13 protein-coding genes are annotated in these 12,193 nt (G+C 49.9%); 5 read left to right on the top strand and 8 right to left on the bottom strand.

Features of this window, described 5'->3' with window-relative positions; genetic code table 11:
- Window positions 1–18 precede the first annotated feature (18 nt).
- From AF_RS04330 to glyA, 3 genes are read right to left on the bottom strand one after another with little or no spacing between them, the layout of a single operon-like run.
- Window positions 19–405, bottom strand: a complete 387-nt coding sequence (locus AF_RS04330) for a methyltransferase RsmF C-terminal domain-like protein (protein WP_010878357.1) — start codon at window positions 403–405, stop codon at window positions 19–21.
- On the bottom strand, window positions 402–1,355 hold the full coding sequence (locus AF_RS04325; protein WP_010878356.1) for an NOL1/NOP2/sun family putative RNA methylase: 954 nt from the start codon (window positions 1,353–1,355) through the stop codon (window positions 402–404). Before AF_RS04325 ends, AF_RS04330 begins: the two co-directional genes overlap by 4 nt.
- Window positions 1,352–2,617, bottom strand: coding sequence for a serine hydroxymethyltransferase (gene glyA, locus AF_RS04320; protein WP_048064652.1), 1,266 nt, complete (start codon window positions 2,615–2,617; stop codon window positions 1,352–1,354). Before glyA ends, AF_RS04325 begins: the two co-directional genes overlap by 4 nt.
- Before the next feature lie 49 nt (window positions 2,618–2,666).
- Here glyA and AF_RS04315 point away from each other — a divergent pair, with 49 nt between their 5' ends.
- Entirely contained in the window at window positions 2,667–4,061 is a 1,395-nt protein-coding gene (locus AF_RS04315) for an NAD(P)H-hydrate dehydratase (RefSeq protein ID WP_010878354.1), read from the top strand.
- Window positions 4,062–4,073: 12 nt separating this feature from the next.
- On the opposite strand, the gene AF_RS04310 is transcribed toward AF_RS04315, so the two are convergent.
- The 4 genes from AF_RS04310 to AF_RS04295 are packed head-to-tail and all read right to left on the bottom strand — an operon-like array spanning window position 4,074 to window position 7,670.
- Window positions 4,074–5,087 (bottom strand): DUF1464 family protein, encoded by a 1,014-nt coding sequence (locus AF_RS04310; protein WP_010878353.1) that lies wholly within the window; start codon window positions 5,085–5,087, stop codon window positions 4,074–4,076.
- A gap of 1 nt (window position 5,088) precedes the next feature.
- A complete protein-coding gene (locus AF_RS04305; protein ID WP_010878352.1) occupies window positions 5,089–6,225 on the bottom strand; it encodes an RNA ligase in 1,137 nt (378 codons plus the stop codon).
- Window positions 6,222–7,094, bottom strand: a complete 873-nt coding sequence (locus tag AF_RS04300) for a CBS domain-containing protein (protein ID WP_231487623.1) — start codon at window positions 7,092–7,094, stop codon at window positions 6,222–6,224. Before AF_RS04300 ends, AF_RS04305 begins: the two co-directional genes overlap by 4 nt.
- A 6-nt stretch (window positions 7,095–7,100) precedes the next feature.
- Window positions 7,101–7,670: a CBS domain-containing protein gene (locus tag AF_RS04295; protein ID WP_010878350.1), complete on the bottom strand. Its 570-nt coding sequence runs from the start codon at window positions 7,668–7,670 to the stop codon at window positions 7,101–7,103.
- Between the two features lie 112 nt (window positions 7,671–7,782).
- Here AF_RS04295 and AF_RS04290 point away from each other — a divergent pair, with 112 nt between their 5' ends.
- From AF_RS04290 to AF_RS04280, 3 genes are all read left to right on the top strand, one after another.
- Window positions 7,783–9,267 (top strand): Na+/H+ antiporter, encoded by a 1,485-nt coding sequence (locus tag AF_RS04290; RefSeq protein ID WP_010878349.1) that lies wholly within the window; start codon window positions 7,783–7,785, stop codon window positions 9,265–9,267.
- 73 nt (window positions 9,268–9,340) lie between these two features.
- Window positions 9,341–10,486, top strand: a complete 1,146-nt coding sequence (locus tag AF_RS04285) for an acyl-CoA dehydrogenase family protein (protein ID WP_010878348.1) — start codon at window positions 9,341–9,343, stop codon at window positions 10,484–10,486.
- A gap of 34 nt (window positions 10,487–10,520) precedes the next feature.
- On the top strand, window positions 10,521–11,402 hold the full coding sequence (locus tag AF_RS04280) for a tetratricopeptide repeat protein (RefSeq protein WP_010878347.1): 882 nt from the start codon (window positions 10,521–10,523) through the stop codon (window positions 11,400–11,402).
- Here AF_RS04280 and AF_RS04275 read toward each other — a convergent pair.
- On the bottom strand, window positions 11,381–11,779 hold the full coding sequence (locus AF_RS04275; protein WP_048064297.1) for a hypothetical protein: 399 nt from the start codon (window positions 11,777–11,779) through the stop codon (window positions 11,381–11,383). The genes AF_RS04280 and AF_RS04275 overlap by 22 nt on opposite strands.
- Before the next feature lie 149 nt (window positions 11,780–11,928).
- On the opposite strand from AF_RS04275, the gene AF_RS04270 reads away from it, so the two are divergent.
- Window positions 11,929–12,138, top strand: coding sequence for a hypothetical protein (locus AF_RS04270; protein ID WP_010878345.1), 210 nt, complete (start codon window positions 11,929–11,931; stop codon window positions 12,136–12,138).
- Window positions 12,139–12,193: the final 55 nt, after the last annotated feature.

Raw genomic sequence — 12,193 nt, 5'->3', positions numbered from 1 at the left:
TAAATTTATAAGGTTTCCTTAATCGATTACCCTTCTGTCCTTCGGCACGAAGTTCCTGAGCACTCTCCCGTTCCCCTTCCCGCATCCGGCGAAGTAGCTCCCGTGTTTCACTATGCAGTAACCTTTAACATCCGCCTCAATATCCTCTCCCCTCATCCATCTGCCGAAGCTCTCCTCATCAAGCTCGATTACGTTTTTCTTGGCAAGTTTGCCGGCAATGAAGCTCCCCTCAATGGACAGCCTCAACCCGTCCCTCTCGATTGTGCCAAAATAAATCCCCCTGTGCGAGGCAATTTCGTCAAACTCGCAGCTCTTGTACGCGTAAACTCTGCTCTTCCCGCCCATGTAAAACCTGATATCCTCCGGAAGCTCCGCTTCGAACTGCTCTTTAAGCAGTCTCCTCACGGTTTCCTCAACTTCGCCACGAAGAACCCCTCTGTGTCGCTGCTCTGGGGATGAAGGCGAAGGCATTTTCTCACCTCCTCGCTGTATTCTTTACCGTCAAATTTCGTAAACGGCTCCACACCCTTCACGGGTAGATTTACCTCCTCTATCTCGGCATCTGTGTTTCTCAGGATGTAGTCCACTACCTCCTCATTCTCAATTGGCTCCAGAGTACATGTTGAATAAACTACTACACCACCGGGCTTTACCGCTTTGTAGGCAGCCATTAAAAGGCTTTTCTGCAGCTTTGAAAGTCCGTAGCAGTCCCTCATTTTCCAGAGCCTTATGTTTCTGTAGTTCTTTCTTATCATTCCCATGTTACTGCACGGAGCGTCGACAAGCACGGCATCAAACCTGTTTCTGAACCTTCCGAAGTACCTTCCGTCCTTGACCGTAACCTTTGCGATCAGAACTCCGCACCTCTGCAGGTTGGAGATGAGAATGTTTATTCTCGAGTGCTTTACATCGTTCGCGACGATGCACCCCTCGTTCTGCAGGTACTGGGCAATCTGCGTGGTTTTGGCTCCGGGAGAGGCGGCAATGTCGAGCACCGTCATTTTCGGTTCCAGTTCCATGACAAGGGGTGGTATCATCGATGCTGCTTCCTGTGAGAAAATCAAACCGAGCTGATGCTCTGGAATTCTCGAAAACTCGTCGATGGAGAGGTAAAACCCCTCTTCGCACCACGGAACTCTTCCAGTGATTAGCTCCTTCAGATTCTCGACCACCTCATCAACTTCCGCCTTAAGTGTGTTCACCCTAACACTGACTCTCAGCGGTTTTACCATGTACCTGAAAAACTCGTCGCTTCCGTCAATTTTAAGCAATCTCTCGTAAAGTTCCGGGTTGATTAGTCTGAAAGCCTCCTTTATCTCTTCAATGTCCCCATCGGGGTCTATGAAAACCTTCATCTCAAATCGGGGAAGTGGTAAGCTTCGCTCTCGTCAAAACTATACTTTATAACGTTAAACCTCTCTTTAAGCTCCTTAACCTCGTTCCTAAGCTCATCGACGGATTTTTTCTCCTTTATCGCCGCATCCATGATTTCTGCAATCGCCCTCATCTCTTCCTCCTTCATTCCAATTCTCGTTACCTCCTGCACTCCAATTCTTATTCCCGACGGATTTGCGGTCTTTTCGAGGGAGTCCCAAGGCAGCAGGTTCTTGTTAAGTATGATTCCTGCATTTTCGAGGACTTTCGCCACCCTCTCCCCACCTCCGAACTCCCTGACGTCAACGGCCACCTGATGGGTTTCGGTGAACCCCCTCTTCTCTCCGAGAACCTTGTAGCCGAGGCTGTAAAGCTCCTCCGCCAGAGCCTTTGCATTCCTAACCACCTGCTTTGCGTAATCCTCACCGAACTCCAGCATTTCCATTGCGGCAACAACATAGCCTGCAAGGGTGTTAAGGTGGTGGTTGCTCACCACCCCCGGAAATACGGCCCTGTCAACCTTCTCGGCAAGCTCCTTTCTGCTGGCGATTATTGCTCTCTGTGGGCCGAAGAAGGTCTTGTGGGTGCTGCCGGTCATTACGTCTGCCCCCTCCTTGAGCGGGTTCTGGAAGGCCTTTCCGGCAATGAGTCCGAGAACGTGGCTGGCGTCGTACATTACGTAAGCGCCAATTTCGTCCGCAATCTCCCTAATCTCCTTCACAGGCTGCCTGAAGAGTATGAGGGACGAGCCGAGGATGAAGAGCTTCGGCCTCTCCCTTTCTGCAACCTTTCTCGTCTCGTCAACGTCAACGCTCATCTCCTCGCTGTTAAAGGGATAGTGAATCACCCTCAACCCTCTCAAACCAGCCGCAGAAACCCTATCGTGGCTTATGTGCCCGCCACAAGGGACGGAGATGCTCATAATGGTGTCTCCAACATTTGTCAGAGCGAAAAAGGCTGCGAGGTTCGCAACAACACCGGAAATTGGCTGGACGTTTGCGTGCTCAGCCTCAAATATTTTTCTCGTTAACTCAATCGCCATGCTCTCGATTTGGTCAACATACTTGCAGCCCTCGTAGAACCTCTCCCCCACTCTTCCCTCCGCATACCTGTGGCCGAGATCGGAAACGTAACACCTCCTCACGGAGAGGGAGGTTAAGTTCTCACTGGCAATCAGCGGTATGGAGTCCCGCATCAGTTTGGTATGCCCTTCGATGATTTGGAAGACGTCTGAAGGATTCATGTCCTCTGCTACGGATGAAAAATATTTAAGGCTTCCGTGAACATCCCTCATGGAATTCATCTCTTCGAGAGATATGCAAATTCTTGACACGAACTGCGAGTATTTCGGTCTGAGCAGGATGCTCCTTATGGAGAACGCCGGCAAAGGAGTGGCTGAGGAGGTAATGAAGAGGTTTTACGAGGGAAAGGTTCAGATTTTTGCGGGGAGTGGAAACAATGGCGGTGACGGATTCGTGGCTGCGAGGCACTTAAAAGGTTTTGACGTCGAGATATTCCTGCTCTCAAAGCCGAAGACGGAGCTTGCGATTAAAAACCTCGAAATCTGCCGCAAAGCAGGATTTCCTGTAAAGGAAGGTTTGCCCGAAGAAATCGATGCTGACATCGTCATTGATGCGATGCTCGGAACGGGCGTGAGGGGAAGGCTGAGAGAGCCATACAGCACGGCTGTAAAGATGATTAACGAGAGCGACGCCTTCAAGGTGGCTGTTGACGTTCCCACAGGCCTGGATCCCGACAGTGGAAGTTATGAAGAGGCTGTTAAGGCTGATCTGACTGTGACATTCCACAAGGCGAAGCCCGGGCTGGCAAAGGCAAGAGAGGTTTGCGGAGAGGTTGCGGTCAAGGACATAGGAATCCCGGAAAGCTTTGAAAACCTATGCGGCCCGGGGGATGTTGCATTCTCCTACAAAAGATACGAGGATGCGCATAAAGGGGTTCACGGAAAAGTGCTCGTTGTGGGTGGTGGGGATTACACAGGCGCTCCGGCCTTGGCGAGCCTTGCAGCGCTGTATGCTGGGGCTGATATCGTCACAACTGCCGTTCCAATGGCGATAAGGAAAGTAGTTGCATCCTTCAGCCCGAATCTTATAGTGAGAGGTGTTGGCGAGGAAAGGATAGAAATGAAAAATCTTGAGGAGCTCGAGGAGCTGGTAAAAAGGCACGACGTAGTTGTTGCTGGAATGGGTGTGGGGGAGAACCCAGAATTTAAGGAGGTTGTCGAGGAACTCCTTAAAAGCTGCAAAAAAGCCGTTCTAGATGCTCAGGGGATTGTTGATAGTGTGCCAGAAAACTGTGAGTGCATTCTCACACCCCACAGAGGAGAGTTCGGAAGGGTTTTCGGTGATACTGAGGTGCAGAAGGCTGCGTTGAAGGCGAAGGCAGTAATACTGCTGAAGGGGAGGGAGGATGTTATAACGGATGGCAGCAGAGTGAAGGTTAACCGCTCGGGAAATGCGGGCATGACGGTTGGCGGAACCGGAGATGTTCTGGCAGGAATTGCGGCCGCTTTCCTCTGCAACGACGATGCTTTCCACTCTGCCTGTGCTGCAGCCTTCCTTAACGGGTTGGCGGGAGATGTGTGCTTTGAAAAATTCGGCTACAACTACACGGCGACGGATTTGGTAAAAGCAATACCTGAGGCAATTCTGAGGTGTAAAAGCTTTTGAGGTTTAGAGCCTTTAATCTCCCCTTCTTTTCAGCCCTCTCCTCACGTATTCCATAATATCAGATGTTATGTAGTCAAGAAGCGTCCCCTTAGCCTCGAAAATCCTCATGTAGTCCACTATCTCTCTGTACTCTCCACCAGCAATTGCGTTCGCTATTATCGCCGCTCCCTGGGCGGATTGCTTGCCCCTCCCAAAACCGCCGAGCAGCCTGACCTCCTTTCCCTCACCCCTCAGCTTTCTCAGCACGTCTGGAGCAAACCTGCCAGAAAGCATGTAGAAGTCGGCATCCGTTGAAACCTCCATGGCTCTTATCCCCTTCAGCACGAACTCCGAGAGGATGTTGGTAACCTCGTTTTCGTTGACCTTCCACTCACTTGCGAAGCTCTTTACCCCCCCGCTGAAAATCAGCTTCTTTGGGAACTCCCCGATGATGTAGGCAAGCTCAGCATCCATAGCTCCGAGAGATGAGTAGCCGGGGAATGACGTCGTCCCTCCCATTCCGTCAACAATCCTCCCGTTCCGGACGGCAATAAAGGCGTTGAATCCCTCTCCAACCTCTGCCAGAATGAAGTTCAGCTTTGTAAGCTCCTCTTCCTCGCTCAGCTTAGCAACGGCAAGAACTGCCGAGCACAGCTTGTCTGCAGTTCCGATGTCGATTCTGTTCATCTTCCTCCACGGCGGTACTGTGGGGAGGTGGATTACTGCAGGGACTGTGTAGAGGTTAACGTTTCTCTCTTTCACAGCTTTGATTATATTTCTCAGCCCTATTGCCCTTTCGGAGTCAAAGTTTAGCGTCATGAGGAGCAAGTCCACCTCATCGAGCTCGGAGAAGCGCTTTACCGGAAGACCGTAGCCCGAAAGCCCGGCAGCAACCTCAGCCCCCGACTCCTCGATAACTTCAACTATGACATCCGGCGAGGCTCTGACCTCCTCTGTTGGAATGTTTTTTCTGAATACAACTTTTCCGTCTTCAATTGCGACGACATCATAGCTCCCCGTTCCCGGATCGATGCCTGCGGATATCATGCTACCTCCAGGTTGAGCCTTGAAGTATGCCCCTTATCCTGTCACTTGTACTTCGCATGATTCTTTTTAACTTTACCCTTCCCCCGTCCAGAACCTCGATTCTGAAGTCAACTCCGAGCAGCTTCATGTGGAGTTTGAAAAGTTCAAGGACGTCTGGGCTTTCAAACACAAGCTCGCTCTCCTCGCAAACCATCTCCCCCCGCTTGCACTCCCTGATGCTCTCTATCATCGGTTCAAGTATAGCCCTGCCAAGCCTGAGGCATCTCTGATTGAAGTCCTCCTCCCCTTCCTCAAACTCAAAGCTCTGGAATGCTTCCCTGATTACTCTCGACAGCATGAAGTCTCTGCCGTACTCCCCGAAAAACCTGAACGCATACCTCAGATCCGACTGATTAGCGTAGCTTGTGGTGTACTTTAACGGATTCAGCACCATCTCGCGGTCTTTAAAAACAACCCCCTCCCTTCGGTTTTTGTTCAGCTTCTCCACAACCTCTTTTATCCTCGCAACGTCGTCGGAGCTAACGGTTTCGAGAATTTCAGCAAGCCTGAAACCGTATTTCTCCGCAATTTCCTTTTTCTCGTCAATCGTTACAGGCTGGTTGGTTTTTCCCTCCCTGACATCGAAGAGAAAGAATTCAAGGGTTTCTATGCCGTAAACGTCCGTAGGGACGTAGGGTGAGGCTCTCCCAACGGCCTCGCAGCACAGCATGTAATCGGGATAGTCCCTGAAGAACTCGTCGTCTATGAGAGTTCTCGCCTTCTCTGTTGTGTAGGGGCAAATGAGCCCCCTTCTGGTGATGGCATAAAGGTTGTCCCCGACTTTGACAATTCTGACGTTGTAGCCGTTCATCTTCTCCTCAAGCACCACCTCTCTATCGCCGAAGTGCTTTTTTATCGTTGGATCGAGCAGCAGCGCCCTCCTTATCTTGGGAAAGCCCCTGAAAACCTTTAGAGAATCCTTAGCCTTTATTACTATAGTCCCCTCTTCATACTGGCCAAACTTTTTTTCGAATCTGAAGGCCTCCTCAATATCGGCAAAAAAAGGGTGCCTGACAAACGCCTTTCTGAGAATATTTCTCTCTTCCAGCCTTCCGGCTGCTGATTTCGATAAATTTAAAGCCTGAGCAATAAAATTCATGATTTGGAGTATAGGAACCTGATCAAGTCCCTTTCAGTGATAATTCCTTCAAGCTTGCCGTTTTCCACAATAAGGGCTACTCCGTAACCCTTTTCCAGCATAGAGCTAACAAGCTGGGATATGCTTATGTTCCTTGGAAACGTGAGGATATCCTTGTAAACAAGCAGCTCATCGTTCGCGAGGATGGTTGAAATGGGTTTGTCGATTGCATCCTTTATGTTTCCGCTCGTAAGCATCCTGAAAGCCTCTCCCGTCCCGAAGTACCTCAGTATCTCCCTTACCGTTATTAGCCCAACCAGAATGCCGTCATCTATTATGGGTATTCTTCTCAGCTTTTTCTCAATCATCGTTCTCATCGCCCTCTCTATGGAGTCCTTGGGCCTGAGCGTGATTACGCTTGAGGTCATGTAGTCTGAAGCAACTCCGTCTATGCTGCGGTTAGCCCCCAGATACTTCAGAATGTCCCTCTCCGTGATGATTCCCACGACAACGTCGTCTTTGTTGACTATCGGGCAGCCACCAACATTTTTTTCAAACATCGTCTCAACAGCCTCTTCGAGAGAATCTGATTCGTTAACCGTGACCACTTCACGCTCCATAATTGTTTCCACAACTTCATTCACAGCAGCGGAGAGATTTCCACCGTACCTCCCCTTGATAAGCCCGAACTTCGGACCTCCACCAAAGATGTTGACGAAGTCGGTGGCGGATATTATTCCTTCAAGCCTTTTCGTTCCCGGATCGGCTATGGGGATCCTTCTGAAGTTTCGCCTGAGCATCATTTTTAGAGCGTTCATCAAGGTTGAGGTTGGCGGGAGTGTGAAAACGTCTTTTGTGGCAATTTCCATCACATTTCGCGTTAAAACCAAAACAAATCACCCCTCAAAATCCATGCAATCCTCACAAAGGTTCAAACCGTTGCTGGGATAGAGCTTATCCGCATACTTACCACACCTGTCGCAAATTCCACCGATTTCCTCTTCTTCCTCGATAACGGGCCCCTCCAGCTGAATTGTGTAACCTGAAGCATCCTGCGTTACTAGGGATGCGAACTCTCCAAGGTCAAGCGAGACGCTGAGGATGTCGTTGTCTGTAATTATGCCAATAAGCTCCTGGTTGTTGTTCACAACGGGTAGCCTTCTTATCCCTCTTTTCATCATAATTCTCGCCGCCTCCCTAAGGCTCGTGTTGGGGCCGATTGTTATTACAGGCTGCGACATAACCTCTTCAACGAGAACTTTGCTTGGCACTTTGTTCCTCGCGACGATTTTCGAGATGAGGTCCTTCTCGGTCACTATGCCCACTGGCCGACCGTCCTCAACGACCACTGCACTTCCCACTCCGTACTCGACGAGCTTCTTCGCTAAGTTGTGCACACTGTCGGTTCTCTTTACAGTGCAAACGACAGTGGTCATCACTTCCTTTACTGGCAGGTCTGTCTGCATTGTACCACCTCATGGTTTGGTCTTCAGGTGAATTAAAAGCTTTTTTGATGTTCATGAAATTTCAAAATTGCAGACAAATAACTTTAATAATTTCGTACAGCCTTTCCACATTATGATAGAGGAGAATCTGGTTGAATTCATCGAGATTCTCATGCTCGCTACCGCTGTTGCAGTTACGGTTAAATTCATCCGATTACCCTACACCATAGCTCTCGTTCTTGCTGGGCTTTTCGTTGGACTTGCCGGCCTTTTGCCGGAAGTCCCTCTGAGCAGGGAAATCGTCTTTTTCATTTTCCTCCCTCCTCTGCTGTTCGAGGCGGCGATGAACATGGATTTAAAGGAGCTGAGGGAGAATTTCGGGCCGATTGCGCTTATCGCCTTTTTGGGAGTCGTGGTTACAACTACTGTCGTTGGATTTTCTTTGAACTGGATTCTCGGTATCCCTCTGGCACTTGCCCTCATTTTCGGTGCGATGGTCTCCGCAACCGACCCTGTTTCGGTTCTCGCAACGTTCAAGTCGATCTCCGCTCCGAAGAAGCTTTCCATACTCATCGAGGGTGAGAGCGTATTGAATGATGGCGCCGCAATCGTGGTTTTCGCAATAGCCCTCGAAATGATGCTCAAGGGCGTTTTCGACCCTCTGAACGCTGCGTTGGACTTCGCTGTTGTCTGCGTTGGTGGTGCGGCTGTTGGATTGGCGGTAGGCTACCTTGCCTACAGAATACTTGCAAAAATCGACGACGCCCTTGTTGAGATAGCTGTAACGATAGTCGCAGCCTACCTCGGTTTCGTTCTGGCGGAGAGGTTTCACTTCTCCGGTGTGATTGCGGTGGTTGCAGCAGGCCTAATCCTCGGAAACTACGGCAGGGACTTTTCAATGTCCCCCACAACGAGAGTTATCATGCTGGATTTCTGGAGCGTCATTGTTTTTCTCGTGAACTCCATAATATTCATTCTGATCGGCGTTAACACGCACATAACAATTTTCTCGGCATGGAAGGAGATTTTGGTGGCCATAGCTGCCGTGATTCTCGCAAGAGCCTTTGTTGTTTACCCGGTAATGACCTACTACCGATTTCCAAACCTGTGGAAGCACGTGGTTTTCTGGGGTGGTTTAAGGGGTGTAATTCCCGTTGCCCTCGCCCTCAGCTTCGGCAACCAGCTTCTCTCGGCAATGGCATTCGGTGTCGTGCTTTTCTCCCTGCTTCTGCAGGGCATTTCACTCGAAATTTTCGTCAAGCGGAAGTTCGTCAGCGAGAGTGAGAGGGAGTTGGAGGAAATTATAGCCAGGTACATCGCTGCAAGGAGCGCGAAGTTTGAGCTGATGAAGGCGGTTGAGCAGGGGAGAATCGTTGAGCCTGTGGCGAGAGAAATGCTGCCGAACCTCGATGCGGAGATTGAGGAATTGAGGTCGAAGCTTGAGGAGAAGATAAGGGGAGGTATGGGGTCGAAGTTAAGGAAAGCCGCTGTGAAGTACGTCATCGACGCAAAGAAGAGTGCCGTGGTTGACGCAATGGCCGGAGGGCTGGTTTCTCAGGAGGTTGCGCTTGAGATAATGCGAGAGCTTGATAGCAAAACCGCCGAACTTATGGAATGAGTTGTCTGCCACTATTTAACTGCCCTACAACAAAGTGGCAAATCTTATATTTTGAAAATGAGAAGTTAAAATCATGAACTTTGAGTTTGAGGAGGAGCACCGAATTCTGAGGGACAGCGTTAGAGAGTTTGCTGAAAAGGAGATCATGCCTTACGGCAAGGAGTACGACGAAAAGGGAGAGTATCCCTGGGAAATATTCAGGAAAGCCGCCAAGCTCGGCTATGTGGCTGCGGACATTCCCGAGAAGTACGGTGGTGCGGGGCTCGATTACCTCGGATGCGCCATAATTGCTGAAGAGTTCACAAGGGCTGACAGCAGCATAGGCTCAGCGGTTTTGACAGCTTCCCTTGGTTGCCCGATGGTCAAGTACTTTGGAACGGAGGAGCAGAAGGAGAGGTATCTGCCGAAAGTTGTAAAGGGTGAGACGCCCTCGGCTATCGCCATAACCGAACCGGATGCGGGGAGCGATGTGCAGGCCATAAAGACAAAGGCGGAAAGGGTTGATGGGGGCTGGAAGCTTAACGGAACCAAGACCTTCATAACCAACGGCAGCGTCTCGGAGTGGGTTGTGATTCTCGCCAAAACTCAGCCTGATGCTGGCTACAGAGGAATTTCCGCCTTTCTCGTCGAAACGGGATGGGATGGGTATGAAGCGAGGAGAATAAAGAAGATGGGGCTGAATTGCCACGATACTGCGGAGATATACCTGAAGGACGTTTTCGTTCCCGAAACGCACATTATCGGCCAGGAGAACTTTGGCTTTTACCAGCTTATGAGGTTCTTCAACGAGAGCAGGGTGTTTGTTGGTGCCGTTCAGCTCGGAATGGCTGTTGGAGCCTACGAAAGGGCTTTGGAGTACGCGAAGCAGAGAAAGGCCTTTGGAAAACCGCTCATAGAGCATCAGGCGATACAGTTCAAGCTCGCTGATATGTGGAAGGATATTGAGGCTGCTAAGCTTCTGATTTACAAGGCCGCTTGGCTTATTGATAGGGGAAAAGCGAATCCTGCGTTGAGCTCTGCAGCAAAGCTCTTCGCCAGCGAGACTGCGATTAAGGCAACGTATGAAGCTTTGCAGATTTTCGGCGGCTACGGCTACAGCAAGGAGTACGACATCGAGCGCTACTACAGAGATGCCAGAGTTGGAACGATTTATGAGGGTACGAGCGAGATACAGAAGCTCATCATCGCGAGAGCCATTGCTGGAAAGCTCAGATTATGAAAAGCTTTTTATTTATTACATTCCAGAAAAGTTCATGGAAAAGTTCATTGAGAGTGTGGCCAATTTTATTGACGAAGAGGACGTTAAAGTTTTGAAGGCAATTGGTAGCGACCCGATCGTTCTTCACTCCATCAAGAAGATTTTCGATTATCCCGAAAAGGCTAACAAGTATCTGATTCTGCTCAGGGACTCTCCCGTAGCTGTGTATCTTGTGGCCAAGATATCCGAAAGGCTCTCCAGGTATCTGGAGGGTGAGGATGAGGCAAAGTGCTTTGCGGTTTTTTTAACCGCTTTGAGGGAGCTGAGGGAATGTGGGGACAGGAGGGTTCTCCAGAACATGTTCCTTCTTCTGAAAGAGGCGATAGAGCGCAGACTTTCGGACGGAAAGTATGAGGATGCAGCAAAGCTCGTCATGGAGTTTCAGGATTTCGGCTTCAAGAGCTACGTAAAGAAGGTTCTGTTCTTCGCTCTCGAAGTTTCGGAGGAGGGTGACTACAGGAGGGCCATGAGGATTCTCGAACTTCTGCCTGAAACCGATGCCGTTATTGACGCAAAGGCAAGTGTTCTGCTTGAGTGGGGCAGAAGTCTCGCGATGAGCAACCCCGAAGCGGGGATGAAGAAGATAGAAGAGTCGCTCAGGCTAAAGGATACCGTTGAGGCAAGGCTGGCTATGGCCGAAATCCACGAGAGCATGGGCAACTACGAGAAGGCCTACTTCATCTACACCTCTCTGAGGTCTCTCTACCCCGGAATCGACAGGAGGATTGCCAGAATGCTGATGGAGTGGGGTGAGGAAATCGGAGACGTTGAGAAGCTCAGAGAGGCTTACAACCTCGCTATGGGGGACAGGTTGCTTGCGGAGGAGATTGAGAGAAGAATAAAGAAGCTCGAAGCTCAGAGGCTTTCTGGATCATAGCCTAGAACGACAACCCACCACCACCTCGCCATATCCACCAAATCCTTGCTGAAAGCTCCAGACAGATGATACTCCCCATTTCTGATCGTTATCATCCCCGCTCCGAGAAGCTTGTTCCTCATGGAGTAAAAAGAGGAGCGCACCATTCCCAGCTCCTCCATTATCTGCTCCCACTCCTCTACTCTGAGCGGCTTCCCGCTCTTCTGCCTCTCCTCGACCAGAGTGAGGAACTTCACAGCTTTAAGCGCAACTTCTTCCTTCCTGAAAATTCTTCGCATCAGCTCAAGCATTGGCATCTTCGACTGGGAAATTCTAGCATTGGATGCTGACCTCACTATGATGGAGGTGGCTGTTTTGGGCGCGTCCTTTACCTTCACGCCCTTAAATCCTTTTTGGACAATATAAGGTTTTAGATGGTGTTTGCAGCTTTGCAAATCTAAGCAGAAAAATTTAAATATCACATCGCTAACGAGAAGTTACTAACAACACTAAAGTAAAATGTAGTGATAAAACATGAGGTGGTTGGATGATACTGCTCGTTGCTCTGCTTTCTGGGCTGGGACTGTTCCTCGGTGTGCTTGCAGGACTCGCCGGACTCATCCTTGGGTCGATTTTCGTGGTGTCGCCGTTCGTGCTGCTCAGCGCAGGAGGCCTTGCACTGCAGGTGTTAAACTTCCTTCTCCTCTTCATATCGACGATTGCCGGTGGTTTTCTTGGCTTGCTGAGCTTCATTTGATCTATTAAACCTTAACTCAAACCTACCATTTTTCCAAAAATCGCAAACCAAATAA

The sequence above is a fragment of the Archaeoglobus fulgidus DSM 4304 genome (genome assembly GCF_000008665.1).
Lineage (GTDB): Archaea > Halobacteriota > Archaeoglobi > Archaeoglobales > Archaeoglobaceae > Archaeoglobus > Archaeoglobus fulgidus.
The sequence above is the reverse complement of the archived record's forward strand: the minus strand, read 5'-3'. Positions and strand labels throughout refer to the sequence as shown.